The 20758-nt window shown below is 74.6% G+C and carries 18 protein-coding genes; 11 read left to right on the top strand and 7 right to left on the bottom strand.

The window, feature by feature from the left end; genetic code table 11:
* The first annotated feature begins 100 nt into the window (after positions 1-100).
* From ABC795_RS03035 to ABC795_RS03010, 6 genes are read left to right on the top strand one after another with little or no spacing between them, the layout of a single operon-like run.
* Positions 101-1741: a Wzz/FepE/Etk N-terminal domain-containing protein gene (locus ABC795_RS03035; protein WP_347059407.1), complete on the top strand. Its 1641-nt coding sequence runs from the start codon at positions 101-103 to the stop codon at positions 1739-1741.
* Positions 1738-3162, top strand: a complete 1425-nt coding sequence (locus ABC795_RS03030; protein WP_347059406.1) for an O-antigen ligase family protein — start codon at positions 1738-1740, stop codon at positions 3160-3162. The genes ABC795_RS03035 and ABC795_RS03030 overlap by 4 nt, the downstream gene beginning before the upstream one ends.
* Positions 3159-4388, top strand: a complete 1230-nt coding sequence (locus ABC795_RS03025) for a hypothetical protein (protein ID WP_347059405.1) — start codon at positions 3159-3161, stop codon at positions 4386-4388. Before ABC795_RS03030 ends, ABC795_RS03025 begins: the two co-directional genes overlap by 4 nt.
* Positions 4385-5272 carry a sulfotransferase domain-containing protein gene (locus ABC795_RS03020; RefSeq protein WP_347059404.1) on the top strand — a complete coding sequence of 296 codons (888 nt, stop codon included), beginning with the start codon at positions 4385-4387 and terminating at the stop codon, positions 5270-5272. The genes ABC795_RS03025 and ABC795_RS03020 overlap by 4 nt, the downstream gene beginning before the upstream one ends.
* Positions 5273-5282: 10 nt before the next feature.
* On the top strand, positions 5283-6863 hold the full coding sequence (locus ABC795_RS03015) for an oligosaccharide flippase family protein (RefSeq protein WP_347059403.1): 1581 nt from the start codon (positions 5283-5285) through the stop codon (positions 6861-6863).
* 5 nt (positions 6864-6868) lie between these two features.
* The gene (locus ABC795_RS03010; RefSeq protein ID WP_347059402.1) at positions 6869-7843 is read left to right on the top strand and encodes a sulfotransferase; all 975 of its coding nucleotides are present in this window, start codon (positions 6869-6871) and stop codon (positions 7841-7843) included.
* Between the two features lie 57 nt (positions 7844-7900).
* On the opposite strand, the gene ABC795_RS03005 is transcribed toward ABC795_RS03010, so the two are convergent.
* Positions 7901-8689: a WecB/TagA/CpsF family glycosyltransferase gene (locus ABC795_RS03005; protein ID WP_347059401.1), complete on the bottom strand. Its 789-nt coding sequence runs from the start codon at positions 8687-8689 to the stop codon at positions 7901-7903.
* A gap of 109 nt (positions 8690-8798) precedes the next feature.
* Here ABC795_RS03005 and ABC795_RS03000 point away from each other — a divergent pair, with 109 nt between their 5' ends.
* Together ABC795_RS03000 and ABC795_RS02995 are read left to right on the top strand one after the other, a co-directional pair.
* On the top strand, positions 8799-9785 hold the full coding sequence (locus ABC795_RS03000) for a sulfotransferase (protein ID WP_347059400.1): 987 nt from the start codon (positions 8799-8801) through the stop codon (positions 9783-9785).
* Positions 9782-10729, top strand: coding sequence for a glycosyltransferase family 2 protein (locus ABC795_RS02995; protein ID WP_347059399.1), 948 nt, complete (start codon positions 9782-9784; stop codon positions 10727-10729). Before ABC795_RS03000 ends, ABC795_RS02995 begins: the two co-directional genes overlap by 4 nt.
* A 65-nt stretch (positions 10730-10794) precedes the next feature.
* Here ABC795_RS02995 and ABC795_RS02990 read toward each other — a convergent pair whose 3' ends face one another.
* The 3 genes from ABC795_RS02990 to ABC795_RS02980 form a co-directional block, all read right to left on the bottom strand.
* Positions 10795-12300 carry a sugar transferase gene (locus ABC795_RS02990; RefSeq protein WP_347059398.1) on the bottom strand — a complete coding sequence of 502 codons (1506 nt, stop codon included), beginning with the start codon at positions 12298-12300 and terminating at the stop codon, positions 10795-10797.
* 210 nt (positions 12301-12510) lie between these two features.
* Complete coding sequence (gene pth / locus ABC795_RS02985; RefSeq protein WP_347059397.1) at positions 12511-13077, bottom strand: aminoacyl-tRNA hydrolase; 567 nt, start codon at positions 13075-13077, stop codon at positions 12511-12513.
* Positions 13078-13165: 88 nt separating this feature from the next.
* Positions 13166-13879 carry a 50S ribosomal protein L25/general stress protein Ctc gene (locus tag ABC795_RS02980; protein WP_347059395.1) on the bottom strand — a complete coding sequence of 238 codons (714 nt, stop codon included), beginning with the start codon at positions 13877-13879 and terminating at the stop codon, positions 13166-13168.
* Positions 13880-14120: 241 nt separating this feature from the next.
* Between ABC795_RS02980 and ABC795_RS02975 the strand changes: the two genes are divergently transcribed.
* From ABC795_RS02975 to ABC795_RS02965, 3 genes are read left to right on the top strand one after another with little or no spacing between them, the layout of a single operon-like run.
* Positions 14121-14897: a 3'(2'),5'-bisphosphate nucleotidase CysQ gene (locus ABC795_RS02975; protein ID WP_347059393.1), complete on the top strand. Its 777-nt coding sequence runs from the start codon at positions 14121-14123 to the stop codon at positions 14895-14897.
* The gene (cysD, locus tag ABC795_RS02970; protein ID WP_347059392.1) at positions 14894-15805 is read left to right on the top strand and encodes a sulfate adenylyltransferase subunit CysD; all 912 of its coding nucleotides are present in this window, start codon (positions 14894-14896) and stop codon (positions 15803-15805) included. The genes ABC795_RS02975 and cysD overlap by 4 nt, the downstream gene beginning before the upstream one ends.
* Complete coding sequence (locus tag ABC795_RS02965) at positions 15805-17046, top strand: GTP-binding protein (RefSeq protein ID WP_347059391.1); 1242 nt, start codon at positions 15805-15807, stop codon at positions 17044-17046. The genes cysD and ABC795_RS02965 overlap by 1 nt, the downstream gene beginning before the upstream one ends.
* A gap of 102 nt (positions 17047-17148) precedes the next feature.
* Here the strand turns inward: ABC795_RS02965 and cysC are convergent, their stop codons facing one another.
* The 3 genes from cysC to glmU are packed head-to-tail and all read right to left on the bottom strand — an operon-like array spanning position 17149 to position 20746.
* Positions 17149-18186 carry an adenylyl-sulfate kinase gene (gene cysC / locus ABC795_RS02960; protein WP_347059390.1) on the bottom strand — a complete coding sequence of 346 codons (1038 nt, stop codon included), beginning with the start codon at positions 18184-18186 and terminating at the stop codon, positions 17149-17151.
* 57 nt (positions 18187-18243) lie between these two features.
* The gene (locus ABC795_RS02955) at positions 18244-19224 is read right to left on the bottom strand and encodes a ribose-phosphate diphosphokinase (RefSeq protein ID WP_347059389.1); all 981 of its coding nucleotides are present in this window, start codon (positions 19222-19224) and stop codon (positions 18244-18246) included.
* 13 nt (positions 19225-19237) lie between these two features.
* Positions 19238-20746: a bifunctional UDP-N-acetylglucosamine diphosphorylase/glucosamine-1-phosphate N-acetyltransferase GlmU gene (gene glmU, locus ABC795_RS02950; RefSeq protein ID WP_347059388.1), complete on the bottom strand. Its 1509-nt coding sequence runs from the start codon at positions 20744-20746 to the stop codon at positions 19238-19240.
* Positions 20747-20758 lie beyond the last annotated feature (12 nt).

Below are 20758 nucleotides of genomic sequence, written 5' to 3'. Positions count from 1 at the left end.
ACTGACCGCACAGGCAGATCGACATCACCGCGCCCGGGCAGACCAGGGCGTGGGCCGCCGTCCGTGGTGGCCCGGGATCTGCGGACTTGGAGGGACGACGGTGCCGACCGACGACGGGCTGACTGCTGCTGGACTGGGTGACTACGTGGTGCTGATCCGTCGGCAGTGGGTCACGGTCCTGCTGGGACTGGTCACGGGCCTCGCCGTCGCGCTGGCCTACCTGGCGCTCGCACCCCGCGAGTACACGTCGGTGACCGCCGTGCTGGTGACGGCGACCGACGCCGACTCGGTGGCGGGCACCGGCCGCAACGAGATCAACCTGGACACCGAGGCGCAGCTGCTCACCTCGACCGAGACGGTCTCCGCCGCCGCCGAGGTGCTCGAGGTCCCCGCCGACGAGCTCGACGACCTCGCCGACCGGGTCAGCGTCACCGTGCCGCCCAACACCGAGATCCTCCGGATCGCCTTCGTCGGGTCGAGCGCGCAGTCGGCACAGGCCGGGGCGCGCGCCTTCGCCGACGCCTACCTCGACGGCCGCCGGGCGACCGCCGAGGATGCGCTGGAGGTACAGGACGACGCCCTGCAGGAGCGGATCGACGCGGTCGGCGAGGAGCTCCGGGTGGCCACCGAGGCCGTCGCCACCCTGCCCAACGGCAGCCCCGAGCGCGGCCGCGCAGCCGACCAGGCCGCCGCGCTGAACCAGCAGCTGGCCAACCTCGGCGCACAGCAGAACCAGGTGCGGTCCCAGACCGTCTCCCCCGGCCGCGTCGTCACCCGGGCCACCCTGCCGGCCTCCCCGAGCAGCCCCGACCGGTACATCACCCTGGCCGCCGGCGTCGTCCTCGGCGTCCTGCTCGGGTTGGGCGTCGCGGTGCTCCGGCATCGCCGGGACGACGTCCTGCGCGACGGCCATGACCTGCAGCGCCGCACCGGCGTCCGGGTCGCCTCGGCGCCGGAGAACCCGCTGACCGACGGCCAGGTCTCCCTCGCCGCGCCGCTCAGCACCGACGGCCGGGCCCACGCCCGCCTGCGCAACCACGTCGTGACCGCGCTGGCCGAGACCTCCCGCCGGGTGGTGCTGGTGGCCGGCACCCAGCGCGGCGGCGGCCCCGTCGCGGCCAACCTCGCCGCCTCCCTCGCCCGGTCCGGCGAGGAGGTCGTGCTGGTCTGCGCCGACGTCTTCGGTGCCACGGCGACCTCCCTGCTCGACGGACCGCGGCGGGCCGGCCTGGCCGAGGTGCTCGCCGGGGACCGCTCGGCTGCCGAGGTGGCGCAGCGGTTCGCCGGCATCCCGACGCTGCGGATCGTGAGCCCCGGCCGGGACGCCGACCGGGCCGACGCGCTGCTCCAGACCCGCAATCCGCGGAAGGTCGTCGACGCGCTCCTGGACGCCGGCGCCGACGTCGTCGTGATCGAGGCGCCGGCCACCAGGGAGGACTCCAGCGTCCAGACCCTGGCCAACGTGGCGGAGATCGCCGTCCTCGTGGTGGAGGCGGGCCGGACCACCGCCCGGGACGTCGCCGACGCCCTCGGGCAGCTGGAGTCGATGAACACCTCGGTCGTCGGTGCGGTGCTCGTGCGCTACGACGGCGCCCGCACCACCGCCGAGCACATGCCGGCGCCTACGGGCGACGACGCCCCGGCCGAGCCCACGCCGCGCGTGGAGGCCGGGCGCGGACCGGGGCGCCCGGCCGTTCCCGCGGCCAAGGTGCCCGACCCGGCCGGCCGAGCCCGGACGTGACCGCGCCGGTGCCGGTCCGCCCCCGCGGACCGGCGGCCGGCGCGCCGGCGGGGCGGACCTCGAGCGCCGTCTGGCGGCCGGGCTGGCCGCTGACCGCGCTGTTCGTCGGCTACCCGCTGTGGTGGGCGCTCGGCATGGGGACGCTGATCGTCTTCGTGCTGGTCCTGCCCATGGCCTGGGAGCTGCGGCGGCGCCGCCCGGTGCGGGTGCCCCCGGGCTTCGGGCTGTGGGTGGTCTTCCTGCTGTGGGTGGTCGCGAGCACGGTCATGCTCGGCATCGACCCGGCCGGCACGCTCCCGGGCGAGGCCACCGACCGGCTGATCTCCGTCGGGTTCAACCTGGCCGGGTACGTCGCGGTGGCCGTCGCCATGCTGTACCTGGGTAACCTGACCGAGGACGAGTACCCGCGGGCGCGGGCCGTACGGCACCTCGGGGGCCTGTTCGTCGTCGTGGTCGCCGGTGGGCTGCTGGGCACGTTCGCGGACCAGTTCGCGTTCACCTCGCCGGTCGAGATGCTGCTGCCCGACTCGGTCGCGCAGAACGCCTTCGTGCAGAGCCTCGTTCACCCCACCGCGGCCCAGCTGCAGCAGGTGCTCGGCTACACGGCCGGCCGCCCCGCCGCGCCGTTCGGCTACACCAACACCTGGGGCTACGCGCTGAGCCTGCTGCTGGGCTGGTTCGCCATCGGGTGGCTGCGCCGTCCCGGCGGCCGCCGGCTGGCCGGCGTGCTGGTGCTCGCCCTGGCTGCCGTCCCGGTCGTGCACTCGCTGAACCGCGGCGTGTGGATCGGCCTGGGCCTCACCGTCGTCTTCGCCGTCGTCTGGCTGACCCGCAACGGGAGCGTCGGTGCCCTGCTCGGGCTCGCGGCGTCGGTCGTGCTGGTCGTCGTGCTGGTGCTGACGACCCCGCTGACGTCGACGATCCAGCAGCGCCTGGACAACCCCAAGAGCGACGGGATCCGCGGGTTCACCGTCTCGAAGACCCTCGAGGTCGTCGAGGAGTCCCCCGTGCTGGGCTTCGGCTCCACCCGTCGGGCGCTGGGCAGCAGCAACTCCATCGCCGTCGGCCGCGACGAGGACTGCTCCAACTGCGGCAACCCGCTGCTGGGCAGCAACGGGCAGCTGTGGCTGCTCCTCATCGCGCAGGGCGTCGTGGGTGCCGCGCTCTACCTCGGCTTCTTCGTCCGGGTGCTGTGGGCCTACCGCCGCGACCGCTCGCCGCTGGCGGCCGCCGCCTTCCTCTCGATCGGGCTGCCCTTCGTGTACATGTTCCTCTACAACGCGCTGGTGGTCCCTCTGCTGATCTCCTTCCTGTCGGTCGCCCTGCTGTGGCGCAACGACCAGGCCCGCCGCGCCGCGGACGACGGCACCGTGCGCCCGGCCGGCCGGGCGCCGGCCCTGGCCGCGGGGAGCGCGCGGTGAGCGACGACCGGCTGACCCACCTCGACGAGGTGGCGCCCCGGCTCTGGCCGGCTCCGCACACCGTGGCGGTAGGAGCGACCGGGGCCGCGGGGACGGAGCCGGTCGGTGAGTACCTCCTGCTGCCCAGCGCACGCCACCCGCGACTGCTGGCGCCGACCGGCCGCCGGGCCGCCTCCGCCGTCGTCCGGCACTCCGGCGAGGGCCGGCACGCCTCCGCCCGGCTCAAGGCCGCCGTCCTCGCCGCCGGCCTGCGGGCCGGGCTCGGCCGGGTGGTCTGGCGCCGACGGCTGCAGATCTGCCTCCCCCGGGGCGCCGCGTCGGGCAGCCTGGTCGCACACCTCGGCACGGTGCTGGACCGCGAGGTGGTCATGGGGATGCACCTGGGCCCGCCCCGGGCCAACCGCAAGCCGGTCCTGCAGCTGCTGGACCCGGCCGGGCGCACGCTCGCGTACGCCAAGCTGGGCGTCGACGCGCTGACCGACTCCCTGGTCGGCCAGGAGGCCGCCGCGCTGACCGCGCTGGCCGCCGCCGACACCGGGTCGGTGCGGGTGCCCGCGCTGCTCCACGACGGCACCTGGCAGGGCCACCGGCTGCTCGTGCAGTCGGCGCTGCCGGTCTGGCAGCCGCGCCGCCCGCTCGACGCGGGGTCGCTGGCCGCCGCCGTGGGGGAGGTCGCCGCCATCGGCCGGGTGGACGACGTCGTCCTCTCGTCCTCGGGGTACTGGCGCGAGCTGGGCGAGCGCCTGGACCGGCTGCCGGACGGCGCGGCCGCCGAGCGGCTCCGGACGTCGGTCGACCGGATCGGGCGTGCGGCCGGCGCGGTCCCGCTCTCCTTCGGCGCGTCCCACGGCGACTGGACGCCGTGGAACATGGCCGCCGTCGCCGGCGGGCTGCTGGTGTGGGACTGGGAGCGCTTCCGGACGGCGGTCCCCGTCGGCTCCGACCTGCTCCACCACCGCCTGCAGACCGATCTGGTCGCCCGGCTCGAGAACCCGCCGGCCGCTGCCGCCGGCACGGTCCTCGGGGCCGCCGCGCTCCTCGCGCCGCTCGGCGTCGCGCCGCGGACCGGACTGCTCACCGCACTGCTGTACTCGGCCGACCTGGCCACCCGTTACCTGACCGACCGCCAGCTGGAGGCGGGCGCCCGCCTCGGGAACGTCGGGGTGTGGCTGCTGCCCGCCCTCGACCGGGGGATCGCGGAACTCGAGGGAGAGACCTGGACATGATGCAGCGACTGCGGCGCTCGGCCGCCGCCAAGCGCCTGGCGCAGACCGCCACCACCTCGTTCGGACGGGTGACCAGCGGGGCCCGCATGACCCCGGGCTTCCTGATCGTCGGGGGGCAGCGGTGCGGGACGACGTCGATGTACCGCACCCTCAGCCAGCACCCCGCCGTGCTCAAGGCCGTGCTGCACAAGGGCGTGCACTACTTCGACACCAGCTACGGCAAGGGCATGGGCTGGTACCGCAGCCACTTCCCCCTGGAGGCCACCGCCACCCGGGTCGAGCGGCGCACCGGCACCCGTCCGCTGACCTTCGAGTCCAGCCCGTACTACATGTTCCACCCGCTGGCCGCCGAGCGGATCGACCGCGACCTGCCCGAGGTCAAGGTCATCGTCCTCCTGCGCGACCCGGTGGAGCGGGCGTACTCCGCCCACGCCCACGAGCTCGCCCGCGGTTTCGAGACCGAGGACTTCGAGACCGCGCTGGCGCTGGAGGAGGAGCGGCTGGCCGGAGAGGCCGAGCGGCTCGCCGCCGACCCGGCCTACCGCAGCCACGGCCACCAGCACCACGGCTACCTGCAGCGCGGCCGCTACATCGAGCACCTCGAGCGGCTGGAGGCGGTCTTCGGCCGGGACCGCATGCACGTCGTGGACAGCCACGCCTTCTTCACCGACCCCGAGCCGGTCCACGACGCGGTGCTGCGCTTCCTCGGCCTGCCGCACACCGGCTACCCGGTGTTCGAGCGGCACAACGCCCGACCCCGCTCACCGATGCCCGAGGAGCTGCGGGCCCGGCTGGAGGAGCACTTCGCCCCGTACGACGAGCGGCTCGCGGCCTGGCTGGGGCATTCCTTGAGCTGGCGGGCGCAGGGTGTCCCGCTCGCCTGACGCCGCAACGGTGCACAGCGCTCCCCCGCCCCCGACCGGCTCGGCCCGGGACCGGGCCGGCCTGCGCGGGCTCGCCCGCGGGGGTGCGCTGAGCCTGGCGGGCGCGGGCGTCTCCGCCGTCACCGGGGTGCTCGTCGTCCTGGTGATCACCCGGACGCTGCCACAGGCCACCGCCGGGATCTTCTTCACCCTGACGTCGGTCTTCCTGATCGCCGAGATGGTCGCCCGGCTGGGCACCGGCACGGGGCTGGTCTACGCCATCTCCCGTGCCCACGGCCTGGGCACGGCGGCCCGCGTGCCGGGCTTCCTGTGGGTGGCCCTGACCCCGGTCGTCGCCCTCTCGCTCGTGCTGGCCGGCGCCCTGCTGCTCGCCGCGGAGCCGCTCGCCCGGCTGTTCACCGACGACGCCGTGGGCAGCACCGCCACCGCGCTGCGGGTGCTGGCGGTGCTGCTGCCGCTGACCACCGTCTCGGACACGCTGGTCGCCGCCACCCGCGGGCACGGGCCGATCCTCCCCACGGTCGTCGTCGACAAGGTCGGGCGCCCGGTGGTCCAGCTCGCCGCCGTGGCGGCGGTGGCGGCCGGCGGCTCGGTCGTCGCGGTCACCGCCGCGTGGGCCGCGCCCTGGGTGCTGTCCGCCCTCGTCGCCGGCTGGTGGCTGGCCCGGCTGCAGCGGGCGCACACCACCCCGCGGACCGGCCCCCGGGTGCGCCCGGGAACGTGGCGGGAGTTCTGGTCCTTCACCGGGCCGCGCGCGGTCACCAGCGTCGTCCAGCTCGCCCTTCAGCGGCTGGACATCGTGCTGCTCACGCTGCTCGCCGGACCGGTTCCGGCCGCGGTCTACACCGCGGCCACCCGCTTCCTGGTGGTCGGGCAGTTCATCAACCAGGCGCTGGCCGGCGTGGTGGAACCGCGGCTGAGCCGGCTGCTCGCCGTCGGCGACCGGGCCGCCGGGAACACCGTGTACCGGACGGCCACCGGGTGGCTGGTCCTGCTCTGCTGGCCGTTCTACCTGCTCGTGATGACCTACGCCGACGGCCTGCTCGACTGGTTCGGCGCCGGCTACGACGCCGGGGTGACCGTCGTGCTGGTCTTGGCCGCCACCATGCTGGTCGCCACGTCGATCGGCATGGTCGACGTCGTGCTGCTGATGGGCGGCCGGTCCCGGTGGAACCTGGGCAACGCGCTGCTCGCCCTCACCGTCAACGTCGTCGTCGACCTGCTGCTCATCCCCCCGTTGGGCCTGCTGGGCGCGGCCATCGGCTGGGCCGCGGCGATCGGCGTCAACAACTTCCTGCCGCTGGCGCAGGTGTGGCGCTCGCTGCGCATGCACCCGTTCGGCGCCGGCACCGGGACGGCGGTGGCGCTGTCGCTGGGCTGCTTCGCCGTCCTCCCGCTGCTGGTCCGGCTGGCCGCCGGCGACGGCCTCCTGCCCGCCGTGGCCGCGACCGGCCTCGGCGTCGTCCTGTACGCCGCCGGCTGCTGGCGGCTGCGCGCCGTGCTGGCGCTGGACAGCCTCCGCGCCCTGCCCCGGGCGACATCCCGACGTTCCTCCGATGCCGCGTTCGACGGCGTTCCTCCGGTGAGGTGAACCGCATGACCACCCCGATCGACTCGCCCTTGCTCGTCACCGGCCTGCCCCGCAGCGGAACGAGCTGGGTCGGCAAGATGCTGGAGGCCTCCGGCGAGGTCGTCTACGTCAACGAGCCGATGAACCCGCAGCACCCGCCGGGCCACTCGCCGGGCGTGCTCGACGCCCGGGTGACCCGGCAGTTCCAGTACGTCAGCACCGACGACGACGCCGAGTGGCGCCGGGCGTTCGCGCTCACCCTGGGCCTGCGCTACCAGTTCCGCGCCGAGGTGCGGCAGAACCGCGCGGCCTACGACCTGGCGCGGATGGCCAAGTACGGCACGGCGTTCACGCTCGGTCGGCTGCGGTCGCGGCGGGCGATGCTCGACGACCCGTTCGCGGTGTTCTCCACCGGCTGGCTGGCCCGGGAGATGGGCTGCCGGGCGGTGGTGCTGGTGCGCGACCCGGTGTCCTTCGTCGGGAGCTGGAAGAGCCTGGGCTGGACGATGCACTTCCACGAGCTGCTCGAGCAGCCGGCACTGGTGCGCGACCACCTCGGCCCCTACGTCGAGCGGATGCAGCGCGCCGTCGGCTCCGACGACTGGCTGGCGCGCATCTGCCTGCTGTGGGAGGCGACCTACGACGTCGTCGACCGGGCGTTCCGGCCGCTGCCCGGGGTGCACGTGGTGTCCTACGAATCCCTCGTGCGAGAGCCCCTGGACGGGTTCGCCGACCTCTACGGGAGGTTCGGGCTGACCTGGTCGGCGCAAGCCGAGGGCCGGGTGCGCGAGGCCACCACCGAACGCCCGGGAGCCGAGCAGGGCTCGCACCGGTGGTCGCTCACGGGCGGGCTCTCCCGGACGGCGTACCGGCCGATGGGCTCGGCGACCGCGCTGTCCACCTTCCGGTCCCGGTTGACCCCCGACGAGGCGGAGCGGGTCCGCGAGCTGACCGCGGAGGTCGCGGCCCGGGTCCTCCCCCGCGCGGCCACGGAGGTCTGACCGCCGGGACGGCACGACGCCGGCGTCGGCGCCCGAGGGCGCCGGTGCGGTGCGGGCTCAGTGCTGGCGGACAGCGCGCACCCGGGTGCCGAGCGCCCAGCTGAGCAGCACCAGGGCGTAGGGGGCGTCCTCCACGAGGTACCGGCGGAAGAGCCGCCGTGGTTCGTGCGCCAGGCGGTAGAGCCACTCCAGGCCCGCCGACCCCATCCACCGGGGTGCCCGCCTGAGCTCGCCGGCGGCGAAGGGCAGCGCCGCGCCGCACCCGAGCCACCAGGCCGAGGGCAGCAGCGAGGTGAAGGCGTCGATGAGGTGCTCCTGCTTGGGGAAGCCGAGCCCCACGAAGACGATGTCCGGCTGGGCCGAGAGCAGCATCTCGCGGCACTTCCCGAGCTCCTCGGGATCGTGCTCGAACCCGAACGGCGGGGAGCATGCGCCGACGACCTTCAACCGGGGGTAGGCCGCCCGGAGCGCCTCGGCCGCCCGGTCGGGGACACCGGGCTCGCCGCCGAGCAGGAAGACGCTGTGGCCGTCCTGCGCCGCCGCGGCGCTGAGCGACCAGAGCAGGTCGGCGCCGGTGACCCGGGTGGGCAGCGGGCGGCCGGCCAGCCGGGCGGCCCAGACCACCGGGGCACCGTCGGCGACGCTGATGTCCGCGGAGCCGATGAGCGAGGCGAGACGCGGATCGCGCGAGGCACGACGGAGGTGGTCGACGTTGGGCGTGGCGATCCAGCCGCCGTGCCCGAGGACGAGCGCCGCGCGCACGCGCTCGACGACCTGCTCCTCGGTGAGGACGTCGATCGGGAGGCCACCGACCTCGACTCGCCGCTCACTCTCCGTCGCTGTCATCTGCTGATCATGAACGTCTGACAGGCCGTTCACCGGATTTTTCCCCCAGCCTCCCCCCAAGGGGGTAACGGTGGGTCACATCGATCATGCCGGGTGGGATCCTGGACGGGTGAGTTCTCCGAGCGTCGACGGCGTCCCGGCGCCCGCGGTCCCCGCCGGGGAGCGTCCCCGGGTCCTCTACCTGGGCGGCCTCGGCCGCAGCGGGAGCACGGTGCTCGAACGGGTGCTCGGCGAGCTCCCGGGGGTGTGCTCGGTGGGCGAGGTGGTCCACCTGTGGCAGCGCGGCGTCCTCGACGACGAGACGTGCGGCTGCGGCGAGCCCTTCAGCCGCTGCCCGTTCTGGACCGAGGTGGGCGCGGTCGCGTTCGGCGGCTGGGAACCCGCGCTGGCCGCTCGCATGGTGGCGCTGCGCGCCGAGGTGGACCGCTCGCGTCACATCCCGCAGCTGGTGCTCCGCGCCCGCCTGCGCCGGGGTGACCCGCGGCTGGCCGAGTACGTGGCCACGTACCGGACGCTCTACCGGGCGATCAGCCAGGTCTCGGGCGGGGCCGTCGTCATCGACTCGAGCAAGCACTCCTCGCTCGCCTTCTGCCTGCGCACCGCGCCCGACCTCGACCTGCGCGTGGTGCACGTCGTCCGCGACCCCCGCGGCGTCGCCTACTCCTGGACCAAGGAGGTGCGGCGTCCGGAGGCGGGGGGCGAGGCACTCATGACCCGCTACTCCCCCACCCGGTCGTCGGTCCTGTGGGTCGGGCACAACGTGCTGTTCGCGCTCCTGCGCCGCCTCGGGACCCCGACCCGCCGGCTCCGCTACGAGGACTTCGTGGCGCGGCCGGCGACCGCCGTGGAGGACCTCGCCGTCTTCGCGGGGCTCCCCGCCGGCTCGGGAGCGCGCGTCGTGGACGGGCACTCGGTCGTCCTCTCCCCGGCGCACACCGTGGCCGGGAACCCGATGCGCTTCCGCACCGGCCCGCTCGCGCTGCGCCGGGACGACGCCTGGCGCCGGGAGCTACCGGCCGGCGACCAGCGGCTGGTCAGCGCGCTGACCCTGCCGCTCCTGGCGGTCTACGGCTACCTCCGCCGGGCCGCGCGGTGACCCCGGCGGGCGCCCCCGGGGCACCGACCGTCGGCGTCGTCGTCCCCACGCACGACCGCCCGCAGCTGCTGCGGGAGACCCTGGCGACCGTGCTCGGCCAGGAGCTCGGCCCCGACGAGGCCGCCGGCCTCGACGTCGTGGTCGTCTACGACCGAGCCGAGCCGGACAGGTCGCTGGAGGGCCTCAGCCGGTCCGGCCGGCGGGTCCGCGTGGTGACCAACGAACGGAGCCCGGGGCTCGCCGGGGCCCGCAACACCGGCATCCTCGCCCTGGACACCGACTGGGTGGCCTTCTGCGACGACGACGACACCTGGCTGCCCGGGAAGCTCCGTGCGCAGCTGGCGCGGGCCCGGGAGCACCCCGGGGCGCCGCTGGTCACCACCGCGATCCGCGTGGCGTTCGAGGACCAGGAGGTTCCCCGTCTGGCCGGCGCCGACGAGGTGACGTTCGCGCAGCTGACGCGCAGCCGCATGGCGATGCTGCACAGCTCCACCCTGCTGCTGCGCCGCTCGGCGCTCCTGGGATCGCTGGGCCTGGTGGACGAAGCCATCCCCGGCAGCCAGAACGAGGACTGGGACATGCTGCTGCGAGCGGCATCCCTGGCGCCGATCCCGCACGTGGACGAGCCGCTGGTCCGGGTGCTGTGGGGCCGCAGCTCGCACTTCTCGCGCCAGTGGCAGACGCGGGTCGCGTCGCTGACCTGGATGCTCGGGCGGCACCCCGCGATCGCCGCCGACGACACCGGCGCCGCCCGCGTCCTCGGGCAGCTGGCCTTCGGCCACGCCGCCCTCGGCCAGCGCCGGGCGGCGGCCCGGTGGGCCCTCCGGGCGCTGCGCCGGCGCCGGTCGGAGCCGCGGGCCTTCCTCGCGCTCGCGGTGGCGGCCCGGCTGGTGTCCGCCGACACGGTGATGGCCACCCTGCACCGGCACGGCCGCGGAGTCTGATCCCGGCTCCCCCGACGGCGAGGGCCCCGACCGCGCGGTCGGGGCCCTCGTCCGTCAGCGGTAGCTCAGTAGGCGCCCGAGCGGCTGAGGACGGCGCGCACGGTCTTGGCCAGGATCAGCACGTCGGTCGCCAGTGACCAGTTCTCGACGTAGCGCAGGTCCAGGCGCACGGACTCCTCCCACGACAGGTCGCTGCGCCCGGAGATCTGCCACAGCCCGGTCAGGCCGGGCTTGACCAGCAGCCGCCGGCTGACCGAGGTGTCGTAGCGCGCCACCTCGTCGGGCAGGGGGGGCCGGGGGCCGACCAGCGACATGGAGCCGCCGAGCACGTTGAGCAGCTGGGGCAGCTCGTCCAGCGACAGCCGGCGCAGCAGGCGGCCCACCGGCGTGACGCGCGGGTCGGCGCGCAACTTGAACAGCAGGCCGTCGGAGATGTTGTCGCCGCGCAGCGTGTCCAGCTGGCGGTCGGCGTCGACCACCATGCTGCGGAACTTCAGCATCGTGAACGACTTCCCGCCCAGGCCGACGCGCTCCTGCCGGTACAGCGCCGGACCGCGGCTGGTGAGGCCGACGGCGACGGCGATCAGCGCGATGACCGGGGCCAGCAGCAGCAGCGCGATCGCCGCGACGACCCGGTCGGACCCGCCCTTGACCACCCGGCGCCAGCCCTCGAAGCAGGGCTGCTCGACCGACAGCAGGGGCAGCCCCTCGAACGGGCGGATGTGCAGCCGGGGACCGGCCACCTCGATGAGGCCGGGGGCCACCAGGAGCTCGATGCCGGTGCCCTCGAGCTGCCAGGAGAGCTGGCGCAGGTACTGCGCGGCGGTCTCGCTGGCGGAGGTGACGGCGATGGTGTCCGCGTCGTGGGCGGCTGCGAGCGCGAGGACGTCGTCCAGGCCGCCGACCGGCACCCCGGCCTCGTCGGCCACGCGGGCGCGGTCGGCCGGCGTCACCGCCGCGGCGACGACGTCGAGACCGGCGTAGCGCTCCCGCTGCAGCCGGGTGACCAGTTCGAGGACGGCGCCTCCCCGACCGACGACGACGACCTTCTTGGTGCACTGCCCCTGCGCGCGCAGGCGGCGCAGCCGGCTGCGCGCCACGTACCGGCCGAGGAGGCTGGCGACCGTGAGAGCCGGGATGGCGACGACGACGAGGACGCGGCTGAGGTCGAGGGCCGCGATGTAGGACAGGAAGCTGGCCAGGGCCAGGACCAGGAAGCCGGCGCGACCGACCCGGCGGTACTCGTCGCTGCCGGTGCCGTACACCCGCTGGCAGTAGGCGCCGGTCGCGCCCAGCAGGCCGGGCCACGCGACGAGCAGGGCCAGGGCCGCCCACAGCAACGGTGTGCCCGGGGTGACCTCCCCGGCGCGGGTCAGCAGGACCGCCGAGCCGGCCAGACCCGCCATCAGCGTCTCGGCGGTGACCAGTGCGACGGTGTAGGACCGCACCCACCCGGGCGAGGAGCGCCGGCCCAGCGGCCGCGGACGTGGCCGGGCACCGGCGGTCCATCCACCGGGCGACCCCGGCACGATGTCCGCCCCCGTACTCGTCTGCTGGCGGTCCAGAAGCATGCGTCCCCCCGAACGATGTCACGCACCGTAGCCGCAACCATGCCCGCGGCCTGGTGGCGGGCCGTTCAGCAGCGACATCCGCATGCGTGAGCGTGCTGATTGCCAGCCACACTCACCGAGAGTCACCCGAGGCGTCAATCCGCAGCGGGCGCGCTTCACCCGAACGGGCCCTGCGCCGTCCTGCCGGGCCGGGCCGGCGCCCCGGGTGGGTCAGCTGCGGGGATGCACCTGGTTCTGCGCGGCCTCGAGACCGGCGGCGAGGAGGGCCTCGGCGGCGTCGGCGGCGTCGACCAGCAGGAGGTCGAGCTCCTTGCGCTCGGCGCCCGAGAAGTCCTTGAGGACGAAGTCGGCGGGGTCCTGCCGGCCGGGCGGGCGGCCGATGCCGACCCGGACGCGCAGGTAGTCCTTGGTCCCGGTCGAGCGGGTGATCGACCGCAGGCCGTTGTGGCCACCCTCCCCGCCACCGCGCTTGAGCCGGACCGCGCCGAAGGGGATGTCCAGCTCGTCGTGGACGACGACGAGCTGCTCGGGCGACAGCTTGTGGTAGTCGAGCAGGCCGCGGACCGGGCCGCCGGACTCGTTCATGTACGTCAGCGGCTGGCCGAGCACGACCCGTCGCCCGGCCAGCCGCCCCTCCCCGGCCAGCGCCCGGGCACGGGCGCCCTTGCCCGCGGTGAGCCGGATCCCGGCGCGCCGGGCGAGCTCTCCCAGGACCATCGCACCGACGTTGTGCCGGTTCCCGGCGTAGGCGGGGCCGGGATTGCCCAGCCCGACCACCAGGAACGGCCCCTCGGGGACGGGGACGCCGCAGGGGCGCCGGCGGTGCCGGCGCCCCTGCGGTCGGTGCTCTCGGTCAGCGGATGCCTCAGTCGTTCGTGCTGTTCCCGGCGGCGTCCATCGACTCGCCGCTGCCCTGGTCGAGCGGCTCGGGCACGACGTCGCCCTCGCCGACGCCCTCGGCAGCCTCGTCGGACTCCTCGCGCTCGATGCCGGCCTCGGCCTCGGCCTCGGCGAGCTCGGCCTCGAGGGCCTCGGCGGTGGGCGCACCCAGGAAGCCGATGACCAGGGCCTCGGAGTCGGTGATCAGCGTCGAGCCGGCCGGCAGGACCAGGTCGCCGGCGGTGATGTTCTGGCCCGCGCCGCGGCCGGTGACGTCGACCTCGATGCTGTCCGGGAGCCGCGTCGCGTCGGCCTCGATGGAGACGGTGTTCAGCTGGTGGTTCGGGATGGCGTCGGGCGCGGGCTCGCCCACGACGACGATCGGCACGTCGACGGTGGTCTTCTCGCCGCGGCGGACGAGCAGCAGGTCGACGTGCTCGTGCACGCGGGTCAGCGGGTCGCGCTGCACGGCCTTGGTCAGGGCCAGCTGCTCCTGGCCGTCCAGGACGACGGTCAGCAGGACGTTCGAACCGCCGTTGCGCAGGGCCGCGGCGAACTCGCGGGCCGGCAGGGACAGGTGGACGACGTCGTGGCCGTGCCCGTAGAGAACGGCCGGGATGCGGCCGGCACGGCGGGTGCGGCGGGCGCTGCCCTTGCCGAACTCGGTGCGGGTCTCGGCGTCGAGGCGGAAGTCAGCCACGGTGGTGTGCTCCTCAGAAGGGTGGATCGGTCTGCGGTCCGGCGACCGGGCGCAGCACACCCCACGGGGCACACGCACGTCGATCACGGAGTACGGACGGACCGTCTCCCTCGCCGGGCAACGGGAGAAAGGCTACCCCAGCCGCGCGGCGGGCCGGCGCCTGACCCGGAGGGATGAGGGCGGGTGCTGCACCGGCGCCCGATCGCCCAGTATCGGGACACCGCCGGTGAATGGAAGACGAATGCACTCAGGTACTGACCACGCCCTCGCGCACGCCCTCGCCACGTCGGCCGGCGAGGTGCTCCTCCGCGTCCGGACCGGCTCCTTCCCCGGCACCGACGCGCTCAAGGACGCCGGCGACGCCGCCGCGCACGAGCACCTGCTGGCCCGCCTGCGCGAGGAGCGCCCGGGCGACGCAGTGCTCTCCGAGGAGGGGGCGGACGACGCCGCCCGGCTGAGCGCCGAGCGCGTCTGGATCGTCGACCCGCTGGACGGCACCCGGGAGTTCGCCGAGGCCGGCCGCGCCGACTGGGCCGTCCACGTGGCGCTCTGGGAGCGCGGCGAGCTGGTCGCGGGTGCGGTCGCGCTGCCCGCCGAGGGCGTCACGCTGGGCACGGCGGCTCCCGCGACGCTGCCTCCGCGCGCCGTGGGGCCGGTACGGCTGGCCGTCAGCCGCAGCCGCCCGCCGGCGCTCGTGCAGGACCTCGCCGCCGCGCTCGGCGCCGAGCTGGTGCCCATGGGCTCGGCCGGCGTCAAGGCGATGGCCGTGGTCCGCGGGCAGGCCGACGCCTACGTGCACGGCGGCGGCCAGTACGAGTGGGACTCCGCGGCGCCGGTCGCCGTCGCGCGCGCCGCCGGGGCGCACACGAGCCGGCTCGACGGCTCACCGCTGGCCTACAACCAGCCGAACCCGTACCTGCCGGACCTGGTGGTCTGCCGGCCGGAGCTGACCGAGCGGCTGCTCGGCGCCCTGGCGGACCTGGGACCGGCCCGCTCCGATGGGGGGATCCGCGCATGACCACGCTGTACGAGCTGGGCCACCTCGACGCTCTCGAGGCCGAGGCGGTGCACATCTTCCGGGAGGTGGCCGCCGAGTTCGAGCGCCCCGTGCTGCTGTTCTCCGGCGGCAAGGACTCGATCGTGATGCTGCACCTGGCCGAGAAGGCGTTCTGGCCGGCGCGCATCCCCTTCCCGGTGATGCACGTCGACACCGGGCACAACTTCCCCGAGGTCATCGACTACCGCGACCGCCGGGTCGCCGAGGCCGGCGTCGCGCTGGTCGTGGCATCGGTGCAGGAGTCGATCGACACCGGCCGGGTGCGCGAGCAGAAGGGCCCCCGGGCCAGCCGCAACCCGCTGCAGACGGTCACCCTGCTCGACGCGATCGAGCAGCACGGCTTCGATGCGGCCTTCGGCGGGGCGCGGCGCGACGAGGAGAAGGCCCGTGCCAAGGAGCGGGTGTTCTCCTTCCGCGACGAGTTCGGCCAGTGGGACCCCAAGAACCAGCGCCCGGAGCTGTGGTCGCTCTACAACGGCCGGCACCACCGCGGTGAGCACATCCGGGTCTTCCCGCTGTCGAACTGGACCGAGCTCGACATCTGGCAGTACATCGGCCGGGAGGGCATCGAGCTGCCGTCCATCTACTTCGCCCACCGCCGCGAGCTCTTCCTGCGCGACGGGATGCTGCTGTGGCCCAACGAGCACGTTCCGCCCGCCGCGGGCGAGGAGGTCTTCGAGGCGACGGTGCGCTACCGCACCGTCGGGGACGTCACCTGCACCGGCGCCGTGGAGTCCGCGGCGCGCACCGTCGAGGACATCGTCGAGGAGGTCGCGGCCACGCGGGTCACCGAGCGGGGCGCGACCCGCGCCGACGACCGGGCCAGCGAGGCCGCGATGGAAGACCGCAAGCGTGAGGGGTACTTCTGATGGAGATGCTGCGGGTCGCCACCGCCGGTTCGGTGGACGACGGGAAGTCGACGCTCATCGGCCGGCTGCTGTACGACACCAAGTCGATCTTCAGCGACCAGATGGAGGCGGTGGAGCGCACCAGCGCCGCGCGCGGTGACGAGTACACCAACCTGGCGCTGCTCACCGACGGCCTGCGGGCCGAGCGGGAGCAGGGCATCACCATCGACGTCGCCTACCGCTACTTCGCGACGCCGAAGCGGAAGTTCATCGTCGCCGACACCCCCGGGCACGTCCAGTACACCCGGAACATGGTCACCGGCGCCTCGACGGCGAACGCGGCGCTGATCCTGGTCGACGCCCGCAAGGGCCTGCTCGAGCAGAGCCGTCGGCACGCCTTCCTGGCCTCGCTGCTGCGGGTGCCCCACCTGGTGCTGTGCGTGAACAAGATGGACCTCGTCAACTACGACCAGGGCGTCTTCGACGCGATCGCCGACGAGTTCCGCCACTTCGCCGCCAAGCTCGACGTCGGCGACCTGACGGTCATCCCGGTCTCGGCGCTGGCCGGCGACAACGTCGTCACCCGGTCGGCGAACATGCCCTGGTACGAGGGCAGCTCGCTGCTGCACCACCTGGAGGAGCTGCACATCGCCTCCGACCGGAACCTGATCGACGCGCGGTTCCCGGTGCAGTACGTCGTCCGCCCGTTCTCCGAGTCGTACCCGGACTACCGCGGCTACGCCGGGCAGGTGGCCGGTGGGGTCCTCAAGCCCGGTGACGACGTCGTCGTGCTGCCGTCGGGGCTGCCGTCGCGGATCGCCGCGATCGAGACCAGGGACGGCCCGGTCGCCGAGGCGTTCCCGCCGATGTCGGTGACGATCCGGCTCGAGGACGAGCTCGACATCTCCCGCGGCGACATGATCTGCCGTCCCAACAACCAGCCCACCTCGTCCCAGGACGTCGAGGCGATGGTCTGCTGGCTGCACGAGGAGCCGATGCGGCCGGGCGGGAAGTACGTGATCAAGCACACGACGCGGTCGGCCCGGGCCATGGTTAGGGATCTGCGGTACCGGCTGGACGTGAACACCCTGCACCGCGACGAGGACACCGCCAGGCTCCGGCTCAACGAGATCGGGCGGCTGCAGCTGCGGGTCACCGCGCCGCTGTTCACCGACCCCTACCGGGTCAACCGGACCACCGGCAGCTTCATCCTCGTCGACGAGGGCACCAACGCCACCGTCGGCGCCGGGATGGTCCTGTAGCCCGCCCGGCCCCCCGGGACGCGCGAGGAGCGCAGGCACCTGAGCCCGGGTTCGGCGCGCCTGGTCGTGCAGGACCGGCACACCGGCCGCACCCGCTGACCTCTACTGCACCCGGCCGGCCAGGACCGCGTCGAGCACCAGCCGGGCGCACGCCTCGACGTCCTTGCCCGTGGTGTCCACGGTGACCTCGGCGTCGGTGGGCGCCTCGTAGGGGTCGCTGATCCCGGTGAACGCCGGGATCTCCCCGCGGCGGGCCTTCGCGTAGAGCCCCTTGCGGTCGCGGGCCTCGCACTCGGTCAGCGGGGTGGCGACGTGCACCAGCACGAAGCTGCCCCGCCCGGCCTGGGCCTCGACCTCGCGCCGGACATCGGCCCGCACCGCCGCGTAGGGGGCGATCGGGGCGCAGACGGCGATTCCGCCGTGCTTGGCGATCTGCGCGGCCACCCAGCCGATCCGCCGCACGTTGGTGTCGCGGTCCTGCTGGGAGAACCCGAGCCCCGCCGACAGGTGGTGGCGGACCTCGTCGCCGTCGAGCAGCGTGACCGCCGAGCCGGCCTCGAGCAGCAGCTCGACCACGCGACCGGCGATCGTCGACTTGCCCGCGCCGGACAGGCCGGTGAAGAACAGCACCTGCCCGCCCGTCCGCGCCGGCTCGGGATCGACCCGCTCGCCCAGCAGGGTCCCGCCGTACGCGGCGGCCAGGTCGGCCCAGGCGACCTCCGGGTGGGCGGCGGTCACCGGCACCAGCACGAGCTCCACCTCGCGCCCGGACGCGCGGACGTCGGCCCAGGCGGCGGCGCCGGCGGAGACGGCGGCGGAGTCCGCCGGCGTCCCGGCGACGGGCAGCAGCGCCAGGACGCGCGCGGGCAGCTGCGTGGCGTCGGCGGGGGGCCGGCCGACCCAGGCGGCCGGTGCCGACCAGCCGCGCTCCGCCAGCCGCCGCGCGACCTCCGCGGGCGAGCGCCAGCGCGGGATCTCGGCCACCGCCAACCCGTCGCTCTCGCGGACGGCCACCGGCACGCCCTGGGCGTCCTCGAACGCGTCGCCCGCGGGCAGGTCGGGCACCGGGGCGCTCAGCCCGAAGTGGTGGCGCGCCACGGCGGCGACCTGGGCGTCACTGAGTCTGGAACGAGCGGGCACGCCGGCCATCCTCCCAGGGCGTCGGCCCGGCGCCCAGCGACGCGGGCGGGTGGGTGCTCAGCTGGCCCCGTCGAACAGGCTGGTGACCGACCCGTCCTCGAAGACCTCCTTGATCGCGCGCGCCAGCAGCGGCGCGATCGAGAGGACGGTGAGCTTGTCGAACCGGCGGGCCGGCTCGATGGGCAGCGTGTTGGTCACGATGACCTCGCTGACCTTGCTGTTGGACAGCCGCTCGACGGCGGGGCCGGACAGCACGCCGTGCGTAGCGGTGACGATGACGTCCGCGGCGCCGGCGTCGAACAGCGTCTCCGCGGCCTTCACGATCGTGCCACCGGTGTCGATCATGTCGTCGACCAGGATGCAGAGCCGGCCCTCGACCTCGCCGACGACGCGGTTGGCGACGACCTCGTTGGCGACCAGCGGGTCACGGGTCTTGTGGATGAACGCCAGCGGCGTGCCGCCGAGCTTGTCGCTCCACCGCTCGGAGACGCGGACCCGGCCGGAGTCGGGCGAGACGACGGTGATGTCGCGGTCGCCCCAGCGCTCGCAGACGTGGTTGACCAGCAGGTCCAGCGCGAAGAGGTGGTCGACGGGACCGTCGAAGAAGCCCTGGATCTGGGCGGTGTGCAGGTCGACGGTCATCAGCCGGTCGGCGCCCGCGGTCTTGAACATGTCGGCGACCAGGCGGGCGGAGATGGGCTCGCGCCCGCGGTGCTTCTTGTCCTGCCGCGCGTACGGGAAGAACGGCGCGACGACGGTGATCCGCTTGGCCGACGCGCGCTTGAGCGCGTCGACCATGATCAGCTGCTCCATGAGCCAGGTGTTGATCGGGGCGGTGTGGCTCTGCACCACGAAGGCGTCGCAGCCGCGCACCGATTCCTCGAAGCGCACGAACAGCTCCCCGTTGGCGAACTCGTAGGCGGCCGTCGGGGTGGGCGTCACGCCCAGGTGACCGGCGATCTCGTCGGCCAGCTCGGGGTAGGCCCGACCGGAGAAGAGCATCATGCTCTTGTTCGTCGTCTGCCGGATGGCACTCATCGGCTCGCCGTCCCTAGCTGTCGGAGTCCGCGCGGGAGGGCTCGGACCGGTCCTCCCGGGGTGCCGCGGTCCGGCTCTCGGCCGCTGCCGCGGCCTCCGCAGCGGGCGTACCGGACCGTCGGCGACGTACCCAGCCTGCCACATTCCGCTGGGGGGCCCGAGCGACGGCCATGGCCCCCGGGGGGACGTCGGAGGTGATGACCGACCCGGCGGCGGTGTAGGCGCCGTCCCCCACCGTGACCGGCGCCACGAGCATGGTGTCGGAGCCGACCCGCACGTGGTCGCCGATGGTCGTCCGGTGCTTGGTCACGCCGTCGTAGTTCACGAAGACGGTGGCCGCGCCGATGTTCGCGCCCCGGCCGATGGTGGCGTCGCCGACGTAGGACAGGTGCGGCACCTTCGACCCCTCCCCCACCTCGACGTTCTTGGCCTCCACGAAGGCGCCGACCTTGGCGTCGCCCGCCAGCCGCGTCCCCGGGCGCAGGTAGCTGAACGGGCCGACGGTGGACTCCGGCCCGATGACGGCCCCGAGGCAGTGCGACCGGACGACGGAGGCACCCTCCCCCACCTCGGTGTCGACCAGCGTCGTGTCCGGCCCCACCTCCGCGGCCGCCCCGATCGACGTCACCCCTTCGAGCTGGGTGCCCGGCCTCAGGACGGCGTCGGGGCCCACCGAGACCGTGACGTCGACCCACGTGGTCGCGGGGTCGACGACGGTGACCCCGCTGCGCATCAGCTCGTCGAGGACCCGGTCGTTCAGGGTCCGCCGGCGGGCGGCGAGCTCGCGGCGGTCGTTGCAGCCGAGGACGTCGTCGGGGTCCTCGGCGACCACGGCGGCGGTGGGCGCACCAGCGGCTACCAGCGGGGCCAGCGCATCGGTCAGGTACTGCTCGCCCTGGGCGTTGTCGGTCGCCAGCCCCGCCAGCACGCGCCGCAGCGTCCCGGCGGCGGCGACGTAGACGCCCGCGTTGACCTCGCGGATCGCGCGCTGCTCCGCCGTGGCGTCCCGCTCCTCGATGATGGCCTGCGGCGCCCCGCGCTCGTCCCGGACGATCCGGCCCAGTCCGGTCGGGTCATCGACCTCGGCGGTCAGGACCGTGAAGACGCTGCCGGCCGCGTCGTGCGCCGCCACGAGGGCGTCGAGCGTCCGGGTGGTCAGCAGCGGGGAGTCCCCGTTGACGATCAGGACGGCGCCCTCGATGTCGGGCACGGCGGCCAGGGCGACCGCGGCCGCGTGCCCCGAGCCGAGCTGCTCCTCCTGCAGGACGGGCACCGCGGTGGGCGCGATCTGCGCCAGGTGCTGCTCGACCTGGTCGCGACCGGAGCCCACGACCACCACCGTCGCGCCGGCGCCCAGCGGCGCGGCGGCTGCCAGCACGTGGCCGAGCATGCTGCGCCCCCCGAGGGCGTGCAGCACCTTGGGCCGCGACGAGCGCATGCGCGTCCCCTGCCCGGCGGCCAGGACGACGACGGCGGCCACCGGCGGGGCGGGTGCGGGGGCGGCGGGCTGCACGTGGGGCACGGATCTCCTCGG

Source organism: Blastococcus sp. HT6-30, from assembly GCF_039729015.1.
Taxonomy (GTDB): Bacteria; Actinomycetota; Actinomycetes; order Mycobacteriales; family Geodermatophilaceae; genus Blastococcus.
The sequence above is the reverse complement of the archived record's forward strand: the minus strand, read 5'-3'. Positions and strand labels throughout refer to the sequence as shown.